We start from the raw sequence: 20,866 nt of genomic DNA, 5'->3' as shown, positions 1-20,866 counted from the left end.
ACAATTGAGCACACTATAATCATTGCGAGGCCCGATTACTACTTAAAGCCGAAGTGAGCGTAAATTAATTGCCCTCTTATTTAACTCTACCAATTTGGTCGAACTCTATTGCCTTGACGAGATATCCATCAAGTTTTGACGATATGATAGCCAGTATTGATAGAAAACCGAAAAATATGTGATGTATTTCAATTTTTTCTGGCTTTTTTTATGCATTTAGGGAATAATCCGCCTCCCTTAGACGTCCCTAATGGCTTGAAGTGTTTTATTACTGCTTCGTAACTCTGAATGGAATCAGTATCTGATTGGATCAGTATTGGAATTGATAGAGCTCCCGGGACCTTTTGTTTACTTATATATAGTGGGATCCCAATGTCCGAATCTGTAATTCAATTTAATGAATTAGCCCTAAACGATAACATTCTTTCAGCTCTTGATAGCATGGGTTTCGTTTCTCCGACTCCAATCCAAGCAGCAGCTATTCCTCTTCTTCTTGAAGGCCGTGACGCACTAGGTAAAGCACAGACTGGTACTGGTAAAACAGCAGCATTCTCTCTGCCTTTACTTAACAAAATCAACCTAAACCAACACAAACCACAAGCAATCATCATGGCTCCTACTCGTGAGCTAGCGATCCAAGTTGCTGCGGAAATCAAAAACCTTGGCCGTGATATCAAAGGTCTTAAGGTTATTGAAATCTACGGTGGTGCTTCAATTGTTGACCAAATGCGTGCTCTAAGCCGCGGTGCTCACATTGTTGTTGGTACTCCAGGTCGTGTTAAAGACTTACTAACTCGTGACCGTCTACACCTAGATGAAGCACACACATTTGTTCTTGATGAAGCAGATGAAATGCTAAAAATGGGCTTCGTAGATGACGTTACTTGGATCCTAGAGCAAGCTCCAGAATCTGCACAACGTGTACTTTTCTCTGCAACTATGCCTCCAATGGTTAAGACTATTGTTGACCGTTACCTACGTAACCCGGCTAAAGTTGACGTTGCTGGTACTAACCACACAGTTGATAAAGTAGCGCAGAACTTCTGGGTTGTTAAAGGCGTAGAAAAAGACGAAGCAATGTCTCGTCTTCTAGAAACTGAAGAAACTGACGCGTCAATCGTATTCGTACGTACTCGTCAAGATACTGAGCGTCTAGCTGATTGGCTATCTGCACGTGGCTTCAAAGCTGCTGCACTGCACGGTGATATTCCTCAGTCTCTACGTGAGCGCACTGTTGATCACATCAAACAAGGTGTTATCGACATTCTAGTTGCAACTGACGTTGTAGCACGTGGTCTTGATGTTCCACGTATCACTCACGTATTTAACTACGACATCCCATTCGATGTTGAATCTTACATCCACCGTATTGGTCGTACTGGCCGTGCTGGACGTAAAGGTAAAGCGATCCTACTAGTTCGCACTAACCAAATTCGCATGCTTCGTACAATCGAGCGCGTAACTAAGTCATCTATGGAAGAAATTCAACTTCCTCTACGTGACCAAGTTGCTGCAGCACGTGTTGCTAAGCTTGGCGCTGAACTTGAAACAGAGAAAGAAAGCAAAGCTCTAGAAAACTTTGCAGGTCTTATCTCTACTCTTCAAGAGTCTCTAGAAGTTGATGCTGCTACTCTAGCTGCAATGCTTCTTAAGCGTCAGCAAGGTAAGAGCCCGCTATTCTACGTTGGCGAAGACCCAATGATCGCTGCTATTGAGCGTGACAAGAACCGTCGTAAAGAGCGTCGTGAAGACCGTGAAAATGGTCGTGGCGATCGCAACTTCAATACGCAAGATTGGGATACTTACCAACTACAAGTTGGCCGTGAGCAAGGCGTTCAGGTTAAAGACATCGTTGGCGCACTAGCAAACGAACTTGGCCTAACTAAAGGTTCTATCGGTGCTATCAAGCTAGACCAAGGTTCTACTTACGTTCAACTGCCAAAAGCAATGAACTCTGAAACTGCGGGTAAGCTAAGCAAACTACGTATTCGTCAAAAAGAAGCTGGCGCTGTTGTTGTTGATTTCAACGACTTCCGTGAGCCTCGTCGTGGCGGCGGCGGTCGTGATGGCAACCGTGGCGGCGGTCGTGGCGGTCGTGATGGTGGCGGCTACCGTGGTAACCGTGATGGTAACCGCGAAGGTGGCAACCGAGAAGGCGGTCGTGGTGGATACCGTGGCAACCGTGATGGTGCACGCGATGGTAACCGTGAAGGCGGCCGTGATGGCGAGCGTCGTTTCGACCGTAACCGTGGTGGCGATCACCGTGGTAACTTCCGTGGCGAACGTGGCCATGGTAACGGCAATGGCGGTGGTAACCGTGGTCGTCGTCCAGAGCGCAACGAAGGTTAATCAACCTTTCGCTTAGACGCTTAGTCTAGACACTGAATTTAAAAGCCGAGCGTAATGCTCGGCTTTTTTGTGCCTGCTATTTGAACTTAAGCTTTGGTTGGCTCGATATATGTAGTCAGCTTACTTCAACTAAGCTTCACGCCTAAACTTAGCTGTATCGCGTTCTAAGTCTATACGGCGAGAACGTGCTACAAGATACTAAAACAAAGAGTGAAGGCTATCTCAGCGACGTTACAGTGCATCTATTCGAAGGGTTGTGCTCGAAGGCAATCAAAAGAAGATCGGCTCTGTCGTTCATTATTCTCAACACACCTGTGATATTTTTGATGTAAGCACTGAGAAATCGAGTAAAAAGTTATCGGTAATGATAAGCAGACGAAAGGGAAGGGCGGTTGTTTTCTAGGCGGATTGACTGCATCTGTTCGAGTCGCTCTAATTAACTCAATCAAGTTAAAAATAACGTGAGCATTCGTTTGCGTCACCTGTTCGCTAACTTTCTTATTCAACTATTTTTTAATTTCGCTCTCGAAATAAATGGTTTAATGACTAAGATCAACTTAATTGTGTTCATTTAGTGATTTTTTCAAAACAAAAGTTGAAAGATTCAAAAATTATTGAATAATGGGCTTAACTAAAATTGAAGTAAATACTTCATCCAATTCGTACTGAAACAGGATCCATATCCAATGTCTAATTCGTTTGTTCTGGTTATTAACTCGGGTAGTTCATCCCTAAAATTTGCTGTCATTGATTCTGTTTCTGGTGAAGCAGTATTGAGTGGCCTAGGGGAGTGTTTTGGTCTTGAAGATGCGCGCATGAGCTGGAAATATCAAGGCGAGAAAACTGAAATTGCCATTCAAGGTGAGGGTAACCACCACAAAATTGCCATTGGCAAACTAGTTGGCCTGATGGAAGATCTAGGCTTCACTGCTGATATCGTTGCTATCGGTCACCGTATCGTTCACGGCGGTGAGAAGTTCACTCAAACCGTTCGTATTACTGAAGAAGTAACGAACGAAATTGAAAGTCTATCTGACCTAGCTCCACTTCATAACCCTGCAGGTGCTATCGGCATCCGTGCTGCGATTGAAGCTTTCCCTTCTCTACCTCAATTTGCTGTATTTGATACGGCTTTCCACCAAACAATGCCACAACGTGCATTCACTGGTGCAATCGCAAAAGAACTATACACAGACTTTGGTGTTCGTCGTTACGGCTTCCACGGTACGAGCCACTACTTTGTTAGTCGTGAAGCTGCGAAAATGGTAAACAAGCCAGTTGAAGAAGCGAGTTTCATCTCTGTTCACCTAGGTAACGGTGCGTCTGTATGTGCTATCAAAGACGGTAACAGTGTTGATACATCAATGGGCTTCACACCGCTTTCTGGCCTTATGATGGGCACACGTTGTGGCGACTTAGACCCGGGCATCATCGAGTACCTACTTAAGAAAGGTTGGTCACAAGAGCAAGTCTTCAACTCTCTTAACAAGGAGTCTGGCTTCCTAGGCGTGTCTGGTCTTACGAGCGATGCTCGTGGCATTTTAGAAGCAATGGAAGAGGGCCATGAAGGTGCTAAGTTAGCATTTGAGGTGTTTACTTACCGCGTATCAAAATACATTGCTTCTTACCTTGCAACGTTAGATTCTTTAGACGGAATCATCTTCACTGGCGGTATCGGTGAGAACTCTCTACCAATTCGTCGTGAGATCCTAAACAACCTTAAGATTCTTGGTTTTGTTGAAGATGTAGCTGGCAACGAAGCCGCTCGCTTTGGCGCTGAAGGCGTCATCGCGAAGTCTGAAATGCTAGACGCTGTAGCAATGGTTATCCCAACCAACGAAGAGTTCGTTATTGCTCAACAGTCGGTAGAGCTTCTGTAATCTAAGCAACCGCTTAAGCAAATATAGATGATTTGAGAGCGAGCCCAAGTGGCTCGCTTTTTTGTTTTATATGTTTGGTTAAAGCATCTCTAATTGTGGTGACAAAATCAGAACAGAAAGAAGAAGCGTCACTGTCGACGGTATTGCATCTTTCCAAGTGTCAAAACGGAAATGAAAGAATATTGCGCCTACTGAAGTAAAAGCAATGAAACTTGCACCAACGGCGCTTAACAATGAGTCTTCAGTAATCATACCAGCTAACATCACTATCGCACCTGTTGCTTCAACCACTCCCACCGCAAACATCGCCGCACGATTAAGTCCGTAACGGTGAAAAAAAGCTAATTGCGGTTCATAGATTTTATTTAGCCAACCAAAGATTTTGATTGAGCTTGCAAATAAGAAAAACGCAATGAGTAACCCTTGAATAAATAACATTGTTTAACCTCTCAACGAACAGTGACGGTAGTTAGGTCGTTGTTCGATACCATCTTAATGGTCGGTATATTTAGAAATAGTATTCAGATTTTATTTCATGAACGAGTCTATTTCGCTTAGTAAAGATGATCATACAGTCATTCACTATTAGCGCCACTGAGTGTAGCCATTTGACGTATGAGGCTCGTCCCTACTTGTTCATCAAGAGCCTCTGGATCCGGATGAACGAGTCCTGCCTTACCTTTCATTTCCTTAAACCCTGTGGGGCCGTAAAACTCTCCCATGTTTCCAATTGTTGAGGCTAAATAAAGTGGCTTTGCTGCCTCTGCTGGGGTTGCTGCGAATAATTTACCATATACCCAAATGGCAACACGCTGCATAAATGTAGGGTTACCCTTATGCTGAATACCCGTAATAGAAACGCCTGGATGCGCCGCAATTACCTTAATATTGAATCCGTCTTTTGCAAATTGTCTTCCCATCGCGTGACTCAGTGCCAGCCCTGCAAATTTACTACGAGCGTAAGCGATTGTGTTGCCCTTTTGTTCAAAATCTTCCGCCATTTGAAGATCACTAAGATCCAATTCAGCCCCGTGATGTTCAGTAGAACACATGGTGATCACTCGTGAGTCACGAGTTTCTTTTAGTAGTGGTAGTAACTGCATTGTTAACGCATACGGGCCAACAACATGGACCGCAACATTTAGCTCGATTCCATCCTCAGATTCTCGACGCTTGTTATCAAAAAAGTAGACACCCGCGTTGTGAGCGAGTACATCAATCCGAGTATATTTTTGGGTTACCTGTTTAGAAAACGCCTTAATTGACGATAGGCTACTCATATCCACCGTTAGCACATCGATTAAAGCGTCCGGATGAGATTTGAGCAGTTCTTCACGTACCAATTCTCCTGCGGACGCATTACGCACAGCCATAACTAATTGATATCCATCGTCGAGCATCATACGAGTGTAATTTTTTCCAATGCCACCGTTAGCGCCTGTAACTATCGCAATGGGTTGTGATTTAGTATTCATTAATAGACTCCTCTAGTGTGATGCCGTTATTAAATCATTCCATTTAGGGGTGTTGAATAGTAAAATCGGTATACCATCCATTCCTACATGGAATCCAAATGGACAAGATCAACTGCATGAGAGTATTCATTCGGACGGCTTACTTAGGAAATTTTACGGCTGTTGCCGATGAGATGAACGTCACGCAAAGTTCTATCAGCAAAAAAATTGCCTGGTTGGAGCGTGATATCAGCTTTTCATTGTTCTATCGTAATAGTCGAAGAATTGAACTCACAAAACAGGGCTGTAGCTATCTGGCTTATTGTGAGCGAGTCATAGAAGAAATGGAGTCCACAGAAGCGGAGTTAAAAGGCGAACTCTCCGAGGTGGTTGGAGAGCTAACGTTGTCAGTACCGAGTGCGATGGCGACACGATTGCTTGCTAAACCTATTGGACAGTTTATGACTAAGCATCCAAAGGTATTGATCAATTTATCGGTAAATGACAAACAAATTAACCTTATTGAAAGTGGTATTGACATCGCTATGCGTGTCTCTGTCCTCGAAGATTCTGATTACAAAGCCCGTTTTTTGTTTAACAACCAGTTGGTATATTTTGCTTCTCCAGACTATTTGAGAACCCGATCTACCCCGAAACTCGCTAGCGACTTAAAACATCATGATTGCCTTACGTACTCTCTTTCCTCCCCATCAAACACTTGGGTATTTGAACAAGAGTTGGCCCCACAACTAAAGGTCAAGGTGAAAGAAGTCTTTAAAAGCGATAGTTCAGACATGCTGTTGGCTATGGCATTAGCGGGACATGGAATTGGAGCATTACCAAGTTGGATGGTTCAACCGTACTTTGAAAATGAACAATTGGTGCCGTTGTTTGAGCACTACACCGCGGCAAGTTTACCCATGCATGCGGTCTATAAGTCGGGTGAATATCAACCTTATCGAATACGTGCCTTTATTGATTTTCTGGTTGAGTACTTTAAGGGGAATGAGAAATCCAACGATGATAAAAACTCTCTCTAATGGGGCGCTACAGCAAAGCCAAAATTGCCAATAAGAGATATTTACCTGGTAGTCAAAACAGTTATTGCTTCTGAGTGATAACTGAGAATATACATGTATCTAAGATTTGGCTCTAAATCGAAGAGTCGAACATCGGTATTCTTTCGCCCCTTAGCTCCCAAGTTGTTCATTGAACAAATGCTGTTTGTACGCGCGTGGAGACATGCCCGTAATGCGTTTAATGCTTCTCGAAAACTGAGTGATAGAAGAGTAGCCAAGTTGCGTCGCAATAGTCGATAAATTCGACTGATTCTGTAGTATTAGCCATTTCGCATTGTGTTGTATCACTTCATCTTTCAACTTCTGATACGTAACACCATGTGCTTCTAAATTGTATTGAAACTGACGGACGCTTACACCTAGCACGCCGGCAATTCTATCAATACTGTAGTTTTCAGTTCCAAGATAACTGTCCATCGCATGTTTGACCGAATCTAAAAAATCAATCGGCTCTAATCTCGATTGTAGATTTTCAAAATACTCATTGGGTAAGGTCGTTTCTCGTTCTAATAACGAAGTTAACAAGCCAACGCTAGTGAACCCCTTTTGATAATGAATATCCGTTTGAGGGTTAGTCACTGTTAATGCCCCAAGTGTAAATAGCGACTTTGAAGGGGTGTGAATTTTATGTATTTTCACTGCCTTGCCCAACATGGTGTTGATCCATAACTGAACAAAGAGAACGAATACAAAGTCTGAGGGTGTGTCATCCAACCCATGGATCACTTGGGTTCTTTTTAGCCAAAATATGTCGCTATTTTCTTCTAACGTAATCTGAGCGGACGGTGCTTGTATCCGAGAAATCTCTATCATTTTCTGCAAAGAATCTCTTACATTGGTAGGCTTACTCGAACACTGGGCCAAGTAATGAGGAATAGCAAAGTTATTGATTATATATGTATAAAAATCAACGAGTTGTTTTGTGCTCAAAGTATGGTGTAAGAAGTTAAGAAAAACGATGAGTGGTTTAGACGGAAAGTAATATGAGTTTTGTTCATAGATATGATAGCTAAGGCCAAAGGCTTCTATATCTACTGTCTTTCCGAGTACTTTTTGATAACCACTCAAAATGGCTTTCACTAATTGGGCACTGACTAATGGAATCACTCTTAACTCCAACTTAACGTGATTTCTTATAATATACTCCCTTTGCATAAAAAGGTAAGTAGTTGCAGATATGAATAAATTAAGATGGCTATAACAATCTGTTTACTATTTAGATTCACTTTAATCAGGAAGCGCATATGAAATATTCAATACTGGCACTCACATGTTTAACCGTAGCAACTGGCGCGGTTTCTTCTGAAGTTACACTCTCTGAAGATATTAATGCTAAATATTGGAATGCGCTTGATCACGAGGGTAATGTAAAACCAGCCGATCAAATAAAGCAGCGTATTGATATTTTAGTGGATGCTGCTGCGCCATACACTGACGAGGAGCGCGCTAAGTTTCGTAAAAAGTATAAGGCAAAGTATGCTGATCGCATTGTTATCGATGGCACTGCTGTCGGTGGGATTGGTTCAGATGGGAAAGGCTTCCCTGCAATGACGGCTGAACAGTTTGATATGCTCGCGATTGCTGGTAAGGAGGATTACGATGTTTATTCAACCACGCTATCAAATGGCACCGATAAAACCATCGAAGAAATTTATGATCGAGTGCCTGCTACAAAAAAATATTTGGCCGAAAAACATGGCCAAAAACACGTGACAACCGTTGAAGAAATCGAGGCAAACAAAGCTGTAGGTGTCACCTCAGTTATCTTTAATTTTCAGGCAATCACCCCCATGGGTGAAGATATAACTCATATTGACCGATTTAGCCAAGACGTTAAGCTCATGTCATTCACTTACAATAAAAACAATCAGTTTTCTGGCTCTGGTGAATCTGTAAAGGGAGGCGTAGGAAATGGTGAGGGGCTGACAAAATTAGGATTAGCCGCATTAAAGCACATGAACAAAAATGGTGTGGTACCGGATTGCTCGCACGACTCAAACCAAACATGTATTGATATCGCTAAATACTCTACAACCCCTGTAGTGGCTTCACATTCAAATGCTGCTGCACTCATGCCAATTTCTAGAAATATCAATGATGAAGCAATATTAGCGATCGCTAAGACTGATGGTCTAATAGGCGTTAATTTTGTTGGCGGCTTCCTGAACAAGGAGTCCGATGCATCGGGCGAATCAGTTGCCGAACACATTGTCTATATTTCTGATTTAATTGAGCGTGAACTTGGTGTCGATGGTAAGCGTCATGTCGCCGTTGCTGTTGATTACCTACACAACCTTAAAGATTCACTTACAATGATTTCCTCGAATCCACAAAACTACCCACCAGCATTAGGGTATGGATCCATCTCTGAGATTGGGCATCCTGCCGATATTTGGGCCGTGGTCGATGCTTTGGAAACAACACATGGTTGGACGAAAGATGAAGTTTCTCTATTCCTAGGTGAAAACTGGATGCGAGTATATGCAGCTAACTGGAAAGGAGGAAATGACGTAAGGATCCAACCAGTAGTTGAAGATCTAAGACATCTAGACACTAAAAAGTCTAACTAAGGCATTTAAACTTATTTAACGATTTGTCCAACACGACCTAGCGATTACTTGTCCAAATCCGTGTTAGTAGTTGCGATTCTAATAGCTTGCTAGCCAACGAAGAGCTCGTGATTATTTAACCGTTGGTAGAACTATCTGTAATAGATTCTAAGAAAATCAGATAATGAAAAGCGAGCCCAAGTGGCTCGCTTTTTGGTGTCTAGTTAAGGTGCGTCTGAATGTTTTAGCAGGGGCTATAGCCTACAAGGCGCTTGTCAAACACCTTTAGAACAGAGTTTCTGGTGCTCCGGAATCACTTAGGTTATTTAGTCCCTGAGCGGTAGTTTGGATCTGTCCAGCATCTAGGTAACTCTTCACCTGACATAAACATCAGTTCGGACTTTTTAAAAATCTCAGGGTCTTGCTGCTCTTCACCAGCTTGAAACCGACCTTCGATACTGTCCTGGAATAAGTTGGTTAATTTGGTCATTTCAGTTACGTCTACGAGGTCACCGCTCTTTTTCTCTTTTAGAAACATCTTATTTACCCTCAATCTAATCGATCACCCCTAATTATAATTGTTATTTGGAAAATGAAAGTGTTTTCAATTCCGGCACTTCTTGACTAAGCAGGTCTCAGAGCTACGCTAATGATCATCGACAAACCAATCGAAGAACAAACCTCTCTCAACTATGGGCTCGTTATCAAGCCGAAGATGGCAGCATGGTCGTCAACGTATAGTCGTTCAAAAGTAATACTGGTCAGTGGTTTGACAGCTCTTTCGTTAGCGCTAAACATCCGTTAGCGGTAAATCTGGCACTATTGCTTGTTATTAGGGTAGTGAATTACATTATGGAACACCGCATTGTCTCCACCGATATTTTTGTAGCCATGGTTCTGGTTAGCATTGAAGCGAATGGCTTGTCCTGCTCGTAACGTATGCCACTCACCACCAAACACCGCGGCCGTCTCTCCTGAAATACATAAGATATGCTCAGTGACGCCTGCGTTATGTGGTGCGGATTCATGCTGGTAATCGGGTGCTAGGGTGAGTTCGAATATTTCAAACCCTAGTGCTTCCTCAAAAGGAAACAACTAACTGACGAAAAAGCCAATGTTGTATTCTTCATGTCTTAGGTACCACGTTGATGAATTGCCTTTCCTTATCAATGGCAGACAATCACTACCGAGAACCCGCACTGCTTACTTTCTTATTCACGGTGTCTGGTACTAATTTACTGGGAATCGGCAGTACATTTTTTTGGGGGGGGGGCATCAAATGGCGGGGTCTGTCGCCGGTATATTTAGTGTTGAAGCCAAAAAAGATACAACCGGATTGGAGTACAACCCAGGAGCGGTACATGGTAAGTGCCGTATGCCTTTGTCTGAGAAAATGAGCGCAGAGTTAGATTTCGGTTTAGCGTATGAATCTATGGGGGACAACTATCTTGTTAGCCACGAGTTTTATGTAGGATACATGGGAGAGTCTGGCCTAGAGCCGTATCTGATGCTCAAAGATATGGAAAATGAAGCGAGTTACGATGTGATCCTTGGTTTCTATTATCGTTTTGATTAGAAACAGTAAAGACTATTCAAAAGCGAGCCCAAGTGGCTCGCTTTTTTACTGAGTGGATTCATTCAACTATATCGAGGGCAAATAATAAAAATGACAATAGATGAAAATTTGTTTTATAGCGTGGATTGTCAATAAACGGACGATGAATAAGCTTTATAAAGACTACATTACTAATTAATAAGGAATGCAGTGATGAGTTTTTATTTTAAATTGTTCGTTGTGATTATGATGGCGGCATTATTGAGTTTGTTCATTATCTTAGAGCTATCGACCTTTACTTTTAACCCCGAGATTGAGTATGAGTACCCAATCGGCAGTTTTGAAGTTCATTCCTTTTTTGAACAGCACTGGCACTCCTTATAGCTAAAAACTCATATAAATCATAATCTTTACCTTTTTTTAGATCGCTATTTTATTTCATCATTTTATTTCACTTTTAAATTCTCGAAACGAAATCCAGGTTAAGACAAGTTGAAGACGAACAAAAATACAATGCACCTTACACATTTGGAGTTTAACAATGAGAACTAAAACAGCTCTTAAGCCTGGTGTTCAATACAATGAAGAAACCGTCCTATACACCGGCCATTTTATTACAATGAATGCAGATATTCCAAAGGCTTCGGCAACCGTTGTACGAGGTGGGAAAATACTATTCACAGGTACGATAGAGCAGGCTGGAAAAGCGAGTTGATGGTTAAATCTATGGGGTTAGATCCATTATTGATGACAGATGACACGGTTGTGAATTGTTATTTCTTAGATTCAGTGATTGGTGACTCTCCAGTGTTTTTTATGCACGCAAGCTGCCACCTTGCTGGTCTGAATACATTAGCGCTTGAAAAGTCAGGCTTTAGCTTAGATGACAACCTTGAATTTGTATTATGCGAAAACGGTCGCTTTTCAGTGTGACGATGGTGTAACTCAGGTTAATCCACTGTTTATGATGTGGGGGGCAATGAATCGCAAGTGTATTTTTTCTGGCAATGTGTACGGTGAGGAGGAGTGCTTAACCGCAGAACAAGCTCTCCATGCGGTTACACTAGGTGCTGCTTACTTAATGGGACATGAGGACAATAAGGGCTCGATTTGTGCAGGGAAATTAGCTGATTTTGCTGTGTTAGACGCAAACCCATTAGAGACACCCAAGCTAGAAATCAAAGACATTCACGTACATGCAATAGTGTTAGGTGGCGATGTTACCGTGCATAAGAATGCAACAACGTCAGTGAAAGAACCAGAAATGGCTTAATCATAAAAATAGACTTTCACGTAACTCCAAAGAGCACGCCAGTGCTCTTTTTTTATGCCGGTCAAAGGTATTGATGCCTTGATCGAATTGAACCTTCCCCCATAATGCTAACGGAGCTCCTACGAGTGATTGATCGAGTATGCAAAAGGGAAAATCGAAAGCTAAAACCTCGAACTGGAGACAATAGAAACGCGTACCTTGTAAGTATGGGGAGGTTACTTTTGGGGTTGAAGATACAGAACGAAGCTTTGGTCGCTACAGGAAGGGAGCTTAACTTTGCCTACCGCTACTATTTCTTAAATACTGATGTGTAAACTCCAACGGGTTGTCGCTTTATCTGGAGCGGTTCGTATTTAGCTTTGTTGTGAGTTTGTGATACGGATAGGTCGACTAGAAAAAGCATTTTTGTTACGTCATCTCATTAATTTGTTTACTCTTAGTACAAATAACTAGCGGCTATTCTGCCTCCAATGTTGATTGAGATAGTAATTTGCTACAAAACGCGCATAATCTCGCTATACAACATTTAAAGAAGAATTTACCTATGACTACCTTTCAATACTACTTTCACCAACTGCCTTGCTTCGACTGTAAAAAAACGACAGTAAGTACTGATCTTGGTTGGTTAACGCCTGCGATGAAAGATGATGCTATCGCACAAGTGACAGCGACACTTGCACAAGGCGAGGTTACACCCGATCTTTCAGCAGACGTTGTTTGCACGAAAGAAGAAGCTCGCGAGTACTTACTGCTTAACTTCTTTGGTTATTCAGAAGAAGAGTTAGAAAGTGGAATCGAAGCGGATGATGAAAAAGAAGTGGCAGACGAAATCGCAGAGCTAGTAGAAGAAGGTAAAGACACCATCACCTTCGAACATGAGATTGCTCTTCAGTGCTGTGCTGACTGTGACGTTGAAGACGAGTCAAACTAAGCTCTCGTATTAGACGACACATCTATCAATATGGTGTGATGTTCAAATGATGAAAGGCGTTAGCGAATTGAGTTCGCTAACGCTTTTTTGTCTCTCGGTCGCTAAGACTTTTGAGTATCTATAATGCCTTGATCGCTCAGTTGCGAAAGGATCTCTGCGGTCTTCTCTCTGAATAAATCTCTCAGTAGACGCACAGTCGGAGTGATGGATTGACGACTTGGACACACTAACCACAACTCGGTAGGTGTCGGCTTAAATTCAGGCATAATTTTAATAACTTCACCTGAAAGCAGATGAGGTGACATGTCTAGACAAGATTTTATTGCCACTCCTTTACTTGCGATACACCAACGCCTTACAAGGTCTGCGTCGTTGGAAGCGCGATTTCCTTTTAGTTTCACTTTATGATCTTGAGCACCATCGTTAAACACCCACTCGTCTTGCAACATGTCGTGGAGTTGATAAAGCAAACCATTGTGCTGAGCTAAGTCACTCGGATGTTTTGGTGTTCCCATTTCAGCCAAGTATTCAGGGGCCGCACATAATATTCTGGGTACATCACAGATTTTAAAGCCATACATATTGGCATCGGTCGGGGAGCCATAACGCAACGCAATATCGACGGAATCTCGGTAGAAGTCGATATTGCTATCGCTGATGCTAGTACGAAGCGTCGCCTTTGGGTATTCAAGCAAGAACTCATCTAACCAAGGTGTGATTAGGTTGCGTCCTAGATCCGATGAAAGCGCAATTCGAATTTCACCGTCAAGAATACCGAGCTCTTCGCGCATGTTGAGCTTTGCTTGCTCCAACATCTTTAAGGCTTGTTCGCATTCCGGTAAATAACGCTCGCCTGCAGAAGAGAGCCTTAGGTGGCGCGTGGTTCTTACAAATAACTCAGCACCGAGTGCTGCTTCAACACGTTTTACTGCTGCACTTGCTGTGGCAGTGCGCATATCTAGGTTGGTGGCTGCAGCGGTGATACTGCGAAACTCCGCCACTTTCAAAATGACCTGTAAGTCTTCAAGAAGCATTTCGTTTCCCTGTTCTGAACCTTGAATCGGTTGTTCGGTTACCCATAAATTAGGCATTTTCAAATTGCTAATCTTAGTATTTTTCCTGCGCATATACATCTTATTATCAAAAATTATTTGATAATAATTCAAATATTAGGCTGTTTATCTAAAGCGAGAATTCTCTAAGATTCAATTATCGAATTTAAGGAGAAGTATCATGTCATTACCATTAACAATGAAAGCAATCGGATTTACTCAATCACTTGCGATTACAGAACAAGACAGTTTATTTGAGTTTGAAACGAGTCTTCCCGAACTAAAAAATAATGACTTGCTGGTAAAAGTGAGCGCGACTTCTATCAACCCTGCTGACGCAAAAATTCGTATTCGTAATGCCAAAGACAAAACTCTTGAGCTGCCAAAAGTGTTGGGCTATGACGCAGTCGGTGAAGTTGTTGGCAAAGGTGCTGACGTTGAAGGCTTTGAAGTCGGTGACCGAGTGTACTATGCGGGTGACGTAACACGCATGGGTGCTAACGCAGAATACCAAGCTGTGGATTACCGTATTACGGCTAAAGCGCCTAAGAGCCTTTCTGATGAGGCTGCAGCAGTGATGCCACTAGCAACACTTACAGCTTGGGAAGCATTGTTTGACCGCCTGCGAGTTCGTCTTGAAGAGAAAAAATCTATCCTGATCATTGGTGGTGCGGGCGGCGTTGGTTCAATTACGATTCAACTGGCTAAGCAACTGACCAACCTCAATGTTATCGCGACAGCTTCAAGACCTGAAACGGAACAGTGGGTAAGGGATATGGGAGCGGACTATGTGGTGAACCACCGTAACCTTGTCGAATCTGTGCGAGAGCAAGGCATTCAACATGTCGACTACATTTTCAATGTTGCTGATACAAAAGGGCACTGGGATGCGATGGTTGAGTTGATCGCACCGCAAGGCATGATCAGTTCGATTGTTGAATTTGACGGTGGCGTTGACTTATCAGCGCTGCAAGGCAAATCAGCGGGCTTTGTTTGGGAGCTGATGTTTACACGTTCGCTGTTTAATACCGACGATATTCAGAAGCAGCAAGACATCCTATTCCAAGCTGCGAATCTGATTGATGCGGGCCGTATTAAAACGACGCTTACCACGACCCTAAATGGCTTTAGTGTGGATACAATCAAAGATGCACATCAACGTATTGAAAGCAGTGCCTCGATTGGTAAAACGGCCATCAAATACTAATCGTTGACGGTTTAAATAGAAGAAGCCCGTGATATCTGATTGCTAGTCAAAAGGTATCACGGGCTTTTGTTTGCGGATTAGTCAGCTTCTGGTGATGTGATAGGTTGCGATGTTTTGAAGTGAAACTGTATTAGGTTCAGCTCAAAAGGAGAGGGCTGCTTGTCTGCAATCAAAAAGCCGATTTGTTTGATGTCTTGTGCCTTAAGTTCCGGCGCATCGCTCAGTAGCCGACCTCTGAACACCGCTTGAAAATTATGGAAGTGGAACACCTTGCTAAATTGCTCTCCCTTAATGGTATCGAAATCGTGTTTGTATTGAACGCGATGACCGTCCTTCGATGTTGTGAACCTCAGTTGGTAGGTGCGTCCATCACCAACGAATATTAGCTCTGCACTATCTATTTCATAGGCAGGTGATTCAATGGAGCGCTTTATGGAACTGAATCCACCATTATTTTCTAACGATAGCTCTCCCCTAAATCGACTCATATTATCAAGATAAATGAGCTCGCCTGTTGAGATGCCACCCATTACATTGTCGTTGGTCACTGTCCAGTTTTGATGCTCACTCGCTTGTGTAAAGTCGATCATGTTTGTCCCTGTTGCATCTGCCTTAAGAATTAACGAATGTAGGCTGAGTAGAAGGAGTAAAGGTGTGGTTAGCCTAAGGGGTAACCGCTTTTTACAATGGGTTCCGTTCATCATTTTCTCCACTGCTTCCTCGTAGGCTATGCGTTATTCGCTCGATAGCGATGCATAGTTTAAGGAGAGGGTTCAGTTTCAAGCATAGCTAAACAACGCTTGATGAAGTCTTCATAGTTCGATGCTTTGTCGTATTCGATCTTCAATGAGCCGTGGAACATCAGGGTCACGGTAACGTCTCGGTAGTTTAACCAACAGGTGTAACCATCGTAATCATGCCAAGCTACCATCTCGCCCAATTGATATTTGCTATCCAATTGCTTGCCCGAGGAGCGAATGCAATCGAACACTCTGAGAAACTCTAAAATGGTGATTCTGTTGTCCATGTACCATTCCCTCTACGCAGTCGATGAAAAATGCTAAGTGCTTGTATTTAAATTAACTACGGTTTGGTTCTGCATTGCGATCACTGTGGGGATTCGGTTACTCAATCGCCGTAGTTGTTTGGTAAAAGAGTAAGATAAACATAAGAAAGGCGTTAGTAGACCTGAGTTTACTAACGCCTTTTTCATTTAGTGTCTTTAGCTGGCTCTATGGATGTTCAACTCAAACCGTCAGTTAGAAATCATAGAGCACAGCGGGGTGCCTAGAAATAATGAAACACCGGAGGTTCATGCATTAAGAAGTTTTGATGCGAGATGTTCCAAGCATAAGCGCCTGCTAGGGTGAACACCACATAGTCACCGATATCGACCTGGTCGATATGTTGATTTCGTGCCATCACATCTTTTGGAGTGCAAAGTTGTCCAACTAGTGTGGCTGTAGCATGACTTATCGGATGTGAAATAGTAGGTTGTTGATTACTTTTCACGATAACAAAAGGGTGGTCATGGTTCTGTGCAGCAGGTGTACGGAAATGATGTGTTCCACCACGAGCAATCACGAAGTTCTCACCAAGGTTTTGCTTAATATCCAGTACCTCCATCACGTAATAACCGCATGGTGCAGAGATGTAGCGACCACATTCAAAACGTAGCGTCCAGTCTTGTATATGTTCTTTAGCAATCAAGAACTCCAACTTGTCGCAGAACTCCATCCAAGGAAAGTGTTGCTGCGGGTCTTGGTAATTGATTCCCATACCTCCACCTAGATTGATGATCAGCTCATCGAGTGAGAATGTCTTTTGCCACTCTTTGACGACTTGGAAATAACGTTGCATCAAGGCGAGGTGGCGATCGACTTCAAGTTGATGCGACATTAAGTGGAAGTGGAAGCCTTTTAGCTTTATCAAGGGAAAGTCGCGTAGATACATCAAGGCGTTATTGAGTTCACCCTCATCGAGTCCAAACGGAGTGGGTTTTCCCCCCATGGCTAATTTGCTCAGTGTGATGTCACCAATGTCGATGTTCATACGCAAAAAGATCGAAGCAGGCCGATTCAACCTCTGAGTTAAAGCACCAATGCGTTGTAGCTCAGTGAGGCTCTCGACATGAATCGCATCAACATCGAGTTCAATTGCTTGCTCTAATTCACTTGGCATTTTCCCAGGACCACCAAAGATCAGTGGTTTATTGAGTTGTTGCTGGTGGAGGTGTGTAAGCTCTCCGCCTGATGCCGCTTCGAAACCATCAACATAAGGAGCTAAAGTGCGTAATATTGGTTCTGAAGGATTCGCTTTCGCTGCGTAAAATAGCTCTACGTTTTTTGGTAATACATGGCGCATCTGCTTAATGTGCAGCTTCAATGCATCGAGATCATAAAGATAAGCACATAATGGTTGAGTTTGTTGCTTGGCCAATTGGTGGATTTCTTTATGGATGTTCTCAGGAAGTTGAGGCGAATTAAGCATGGTGAGCTCCTCTTTTATGAGTCGGCCAAGGTGCAGCAACTAGTGTGTACCCAGACTCTTTATCGGCATTTTGCATCAAACGGGTTGTGAAGTTATTTTTACTTGGGAAGTGGCCATCGTTAATCAATGCCATCAGTTCTGGTTGCTGACCATTGATCGACTGCCAGCGGACGATAGCGTCTTTTAAAGTTCCCCATAACGTATTCTCAAGTGCCGAGTCCCCCTCAGCGATAAAGAAAATAGCTTCACTAACATTGTTAATGAAGGTGCAGTAACCTATGCGGTTCCAACCTTGCTCACGGCTGTAGTATACCGATTGACGAGCACGCTCTGAAAGTTGCTGAAGTGTCTCTGATGGCCAAAATTCGGGTAGCAGCTTAGTGCCTTCTAAGTCTCGAATCCATACACAGCATGGCATGTCTTTTTCAAAACCAATCAGCGTGTTTTGTAGGTGAGGTTCAAACGCAACTCCGTGTTTGAAGTAGTAGTTAAAGACACCAGGAATCAAACAATGCAGATAGCGTTCAAACCACAGCGTGGCGATATTTGCATATTGGCTTTGTGTTGTTTGCGCTTTTTGTTTGAGTTGAGTGGCGATGCAACTGTTCCCGTCAGTGTCGTAAGCAAAGAGCGCACCCGCTAACGTTGGTTGCAAAATATCGGTTTCACTTAAACTGAAATTCTCTCGATATAAAATACCAAATGATTCTCGAGCCTTAATAACATCCGCATGTTCTTGTTCAGCCACAGATTCTAGATTCAATGTGGTGGCGTAAGGTTCAGTCATTACCTTGAATACTGGATTACGTAACTGTTCGCTTTCTTTGATTGGATGCAGAATCGAGGTTAATTGAACGGCACTATCGAGCTCATACCATGCGTTTTTACGTACGCAGTTGGTTAAACGTACATTAATAGAGAACTTAGCGAACCAATCCATATCTGGGTGATACAGAGTGCGCACGGATGAGGTGGGTAAGAGTTTTTCACCACCTAATCCAAGCGGGATGATTTTGCCTTGTTCAATGGCCGTTTTGACCACTGGGTTTTGCAAAAGTGTGTAACTTTCCCAAGGGTGGCAAGGGTAAAGCATGGTAGTTGCTGGTTTGTCTTCGTCAGGTGCAAGTTGTTCAAGCATGGTCGTTGGTGAAGTTCGGTCATCTGAACTTAAGATATCAAGCAATTCTGTGTCGATCTTAAACCAATAGAGAGGAACCCTAGCGCCAACTTCAGGGGAACACGCGAGCAGATCATCTATGCTTACGCCTGATCGACTCTTTGGCGTTGGGTGAAAAGTATGTCCCCAAAGTAACGATTGCTCTGATGCGATAAACGCATTGTGATACTGAGGAGAGCCGTCAGAGTTTAGGAACTGCTCGGTGATCAACAAACTGTTTTCCATTTGCTCGACCAGTTCGTGATTGAATGGAATCGTCAGCACTTGTTTTAGGTAACTGAGTAGAAGCGTCAGGGTTTGCGTTGCGTCCAATTTGCACCAAGCTGCACCGGGCATTTTAGCCCAAGGTGTATCACTGAGCTTCACTTTCCCCAGTTTACTGGTGTACTCAACGGGTAAAACCATCAGACCATTTTTCTGAGGTTGATCTTGATGAGGTAGGTGAATGGCCACGCGTTGGTGAGCGTTGTAGTTTCTTTTCAAAGTTTGAGGCAGAGAGGAAGAACTGTAGTACCAATCAACCTGCTCATTGGGTATCGCGTATTCACGTAAGTAACAGTTCACCACGCCCATGATGGTATTGAGTTGGGCTTTTTCTCGATTTAGCAGTACTTTTTTACGATTTTGAAGAACTTGGTCTTCAGCGGAATATTCACTTGGAGATAATTGAGTCTGTAACATGTTGATGTCCAAATTTTGAATGGATGATCAGCGCGATAGCAGCAATGCCACTGACCAACATAGAAAGTATGAAAGGAACCTCAAGCCAGCCCTGGCTTGATATGAAAGACGCGCTCAATCCAGCCGCAACGCCACCCCATTTAGACATAGCGTCAAAGCGCGAAAATACTTTGCCGCTTTGTCGTCGATCAATTTGGTTTGCTAATGCTTGATGCAAGCCGTGATAACAGCAAACCATGCCAAGTCCGAAAACAATACGAGTAATAATCAACACTTCTTGATATGGCGTGAGATGCATTGCTGCACTGAGTGAAAGCAAACCAAAGCCTAGCCATAAAGTACGCTGCGCTTGATTGTGTTCAAGCTGGTGGCGATCAACCCATTCAGAGAACAGATGAACTTTCCCTGCAAAGAGCAGATAAACACCATGTGGGAGGGCATATAGAAATCCAATCCACGCTTGATTTGTCACGCCATATTGCTGCACATAAGGCGAGAAATAGGGGAACGTGACGACCATGGCGAAAGCAAAGCTGAACTGCGCGCCAAACACCCAGTAAAGCGTATTTAACGAATTGGCTTGGCTGCATTGAGCTTTCTTCGATGCCTGATCTTTTACAATTCCCTTAGATTTCGCTAAGTCATCAATGGGTAATGTTAAGGTGATCACTAGCGCGAATAGCGGCAAAGCGGACAGCCACAGGTACGCGTTCAGCGGGTTTGTTTCTGATAAACTCCAGCCAAGCCCAATCGGAGCAATAATTAGCGCCAGACGGGCAGAAAGCTGAGTTTTATTGAGTGATTTACCGAGTGCTTTCGCATCCTTGATTTGACTGGATAAGTAGCTGTTTGAGGCGGCCATGGTGCCACCAAAGGTTCCTTGAACGACAAGACCAAACACAAACATGGATAGATTATCGGCTAAGCCACACAGCGCGAAGCCTGCTGCAAGCCCGAGTTGAGCTCGTAATAGAGAGCGACGTCTGCCATATTTATCAGCAAACTGTCCCCAAAAACGTGCCGCAACGGCAGTGCAAAAGGTGGGTAAAATGAACAGTATCCCTGCCCAGTCCGCAGTAATGTTTACATCCAATGTCGGTAATACCATTGGCAAAAACAACGGCATTCCTAAAGCTGCAAACGCGGCGATAAAGTGGCTTAAAAGCACGCAATAGATGAGTTTGGTCAT

General features: G+C 43.2%; 21 protein-coding genes and 2 pseudogenes. 12 read left to right on the top strand and 11 right to left on the bottom strand.

All coding sequences use genetic code 11. The features are described from left to right. Nucleotides 1-288 precede the first annotated feature (288 nt). Nucleotides 289-2,349, top strand: coding sequence for a DEAD/DEAH box helicase (locus CWO13_RS01135; protein ID WP_080967426.1), 2,061 nt, complete (start codon nt 289-291; stop codon nt 2,347-2,349). Nucleotides 2,350-3,035: 686 nt separating this feature from the next. Beyond that, nucleotides 3,036-4,229, top strand: coding sequence for an acetate/propionate family kinase (locus tag CWO13_RS01130; protein WP_108082395.1), 1,194 nt, complete (start codon nt 3,036-3,038; stop codon nt 4,227-4,229). Between the two features lie 78 nt (nt 4,230-4,307). On the opposite strand, the gene CWO13_RS01125 is transcribed toward CWO13_RS01130, so the two are convergent. Then, complete coding sequence (locus tag CWO13_RS01125) at nt 4,308-4,667, bottom strand: DoxX family protein (protein WP_108082394.1); 360 nt, start codon at nt 4,665-4,667, stop codon at nt 4,308-4,310. A 137-nt stretch (nt 4,668-4,804) separates the two neighbouring features. Further along, entirely contained in the window at nt 4,805-5,704 is a 900-nt protein-coding gene (locus CWO13_RS01120; RefSeq protein WP_102433113.1) for an SDR family NAD(P)-dependent oxidoreductase, read from the bottom strand. A gap of 98 nt (nt 5,705-5,802) precedes the next feature. On the opposite strand from CWO13_RS01120, the gene CWO13_RS01115 reads away from it, so the two are divergent. Continuing rightward, nucleotides 5,803-6,723: a LysR family transcriptional regulator gene (locus CWO13_RS01115; protein ID WP_108082393.1), complete on the top strand. Its 921-nt coding sequence runs from the start codon at nt 5,803-5,805 to the stop codon at nt 6,721-6,723. Between the two features lie 150 nt (nt 6,724-6,873). Here CWO13_RS01115 and CWO13_RS01110 read toward each other — a convergent pair whose 3' ends face one another. Continuing rightward, the gene (locus tag CWO13_RS01110) at nt 6,874-7,869 is read right to left on the bottom strand and encodes a helix-turn-helix domain-containing protein (protein WP_170960802.1); all 996 of its coding nucleotides are present in this window, start codon (nt 7,867-7,869) and stop codon (nt 6,874-6,876) included. A gap of 137 nt (nt 7,870-8,006) precedes the next feature. On the opposite strand from CWO13_RS01110, the gene CWO13_RS01105 reads away from it, so the two are divergent. Then, nucleotides 8,007-9,332: a dipeptidase gene (locus tag CWO13_RS01105; RefSeq protein WP_108082392.1), complete on the top strand. Its 1,326-nt coding sequence runs from the start codon at nt 8,007-8,009 to the stop codon at nt 9,330-9,332. Between the two features lie 301 nt (nt 9,333-9,633). On the opposite strand, the gene CWO13_RS01100 is transcribed toward CWO13_RS01105, so the two are convergent. After that, on the bottom strand, nt 9,634-9,849 hold the full coding sequence (locus tag CWO13_RS01100) for a hypothetical protein (RefSeq protein WP_050648117.1): 216 nt from the start codon (nt 9,847-9,849) through the stop codon (nt 9,634-9,636). Nucleotides 9,850-10,130: 281 nt separating this feature from the next. Beyond that, nucleotides 10,131-10,448 (bottom strand): annotated as a pseudogene (locus CWO13_RS01095) (cupin domain-containing protein); the annotation flags it as partial. A 5-nt stretch (nt 10,449-10,453) separates the two neighbouring features. On the opposite strand from CWO13_RS01095, the pseudogene CWO13_RS01090 reads away from it, so the two are divergent. The 7 genes and pseudogenes from CWO13_RS01090 to CWO13_RS01075 all read left to right on the top strand — a co-directional run. Continuing rightward, a pseudogene (locus CWO13_RS01090) lies at nt 10,454-10,708 on the top strand (benzoate/H(+) symporter BenE family transporter); the annotation flags it as partial. Then, complete coding sequence (locus CWO13_RS23320; protein ID WP_133146460.1) at nt 10,591-10,887, top strand: hypothetical protein; 297 nt, start codon at nt 10,591-10,593, stop codon at nt 10,885-10,887. The pseudogene CWO13_RS01090 and the gene CWO13_RS23320, both read left to right, overlap by 118 nt. Before the next feature lie 192 nt (nt 10,888-11,079). Further along, a complete protein-coding gene (locus CWO13_RS23375; protein ID WP_157933149.1) occupies nt 11,080-11,250 on the top strand; it encodes a hypothetical protein in 171 nt (56 codons plus the stop codon). Between the two features lie 157 nt (nt 11,251-11,407). Beyond that, nucleotides 11,408-11,581, top strand: coding sequence for a hypothetical protein (locus tag CWO13_RS23590; protein ID WP_240698021.1), 174 nt, complete (start codon nt 11,408-11,410; stop codon nt 11,579-11,581). Further along, nucleotides 11,581-11,799, top strand: coding sequence for a hypothetical protein (locus CWO13_RS23585; protein WP_258186356.1), 219 nt, complete (start codon nt 11,581-11,583; stop codon nt 11,797-11,799). Before CWO13_RS23590 ends, CWO13_RS23585 begins: the two co-directional genes overlap by 1 nt. Beyond that, a complete protein-coding gene (locus CWO13_RS23580) occupies nt 11,750-12,139 on the top strand; it encodes an amidohydrolase family protein (RefSeq protein WP_258186355.1) in 390 nt (129 codons plus the stop codon). The genes CWO13_RS23585 and CWO13_RS23580 overlap by 50 nt, the downstream gene beginning before the upstream one ends. A 544-nt stretch (nt 12,140-12,683) precedes the next feature. Beyond that, nucleotides 12,684-13,070 carry a hypothetical protein gene (locus tag CWO13_RS01075; RefSeq protein WP_048606034.1) on the top strand — a complete coding sequence of 129 codons (387 nt, stop codon included), beginning with the start codon at nt 12,684-12,686 and terminating at the stop codon, nt 13,068-13,070. A gap of 101 nt (nt 13,071-13,171) precedes the next feature. Here the strand turns inward: CWO13_RS01075 and CWO13_RS01070 are convergent, their stop codons facing one another. Continuing rightward, nucleotides 13,172-14,104: a LysR family transcriptional regulator gene (locus CWO13_RS01070; protein WP_108082611.1), complete on the bottom strand. Its 933-nt coding sequence runs from the start codon at nt 14,102-14,104 to the stop codon at nt 13,172-13,174. A gap of 199 nt (nt 14,105-14,303) precedes the next feature. Between CWO13_RS01070 and CWO13_RS01065 the strand changes: the two genes are divergently transcribed. After that, nucleotides 14,304-15,329, top strand: coding sequence for a zinc-binding alcohol dehydrogenase family protein (locus CWO13_RS01065; protein ID WP_102432965.1), 1,026 nt, complete (start codon nt 14,304-14,306; stop codon nt 15,327-15,329). A 77-nt stretch (nt 15,330-15,406) separates the two neighbouring features. On the opposite strand, the gene CWO13_RS01060 is transcribed toward CWO13_RS01065, so the two are convergent. The 5 genes from CWO13_RS01060 to CWO13_RS01040 form a co-directional block, all read right to left on the bottom strand. Further along, entirely contained in the window at nt 15,407-16,042 is a 636-nt protein-coding gene (locus CWO13_RS01060) for a CIA30 family protein (protein WP_108082390.1), read from the bottom strand. A 47-nt stretch (nt 16,043-16,089) separates the two neighbouring features. Then, complete coding sequence (locus CWO13_RS01055) at nt 16,090-16,356, bottom strand: DUF3081 domain-containing protein (RefSeq protein ID WP_102432967.1); 267 nt, start codon at nt 16,354-16,356, stop codon at nt 16,090-16,092. A 260-nt stretch (nt 16,357-16,616) separates the two neighbouring features. Continuing rightward, nucleotides 16,617-17,819, bottom strand: coding sequence for a type III PLP-dependent enzyme (locus tag CWO13_RS01050; RefSeq protein ID WP_108082389.1), 1,203 nt, complete (start codon nt 17,817-17,819; stop codon nt 16,617-16,619). Continuing rightward, nucleotides 17,812-19,677 (bottom strand): IucA/IucC family protein, encoded by a 1,866-nt coding sequence (locus CWO13_RS01045; protein ID WP_108082388.1) that lies wholly within the window; start codon nt 19,675-19,677, stop codon nt 17,812-17,814. The genes CWO13_RS01050 and CWO13_RS01045 overlap by 8 nt, the downstream gene beginning before the upstream one ends. Beyond that, nucleotides 19,649-20,866 (bottom strand): MFS transporter, encoded by a 1,218-nt coding sequence (locus CWO13_RS01040; protein WP_108019447.1) that lies wholly within the window; start codon nt 20,864-20,866, stop codon nt 19,649-19,651. The genes CWO13_RS01045 and CWO13_RS01040 overlap by 29 nt, the downstream gene beginning before the upstream one ends.

Origin of the sequence: Vibrio sp. ZF 223 (assembly GCF_003050585.1) — a bacterium.
Lineage (GTDB): Bacteria > Pseudomonadota > Gammaproteobacteria > Enterobacterales > Vibrionaceae > Vibrio > Vibrio crassostreae.
Note: the sequence above shows the minus strand (reverse complement) of the source record. Positions and strands in the feature narration are given on the sequence as shown.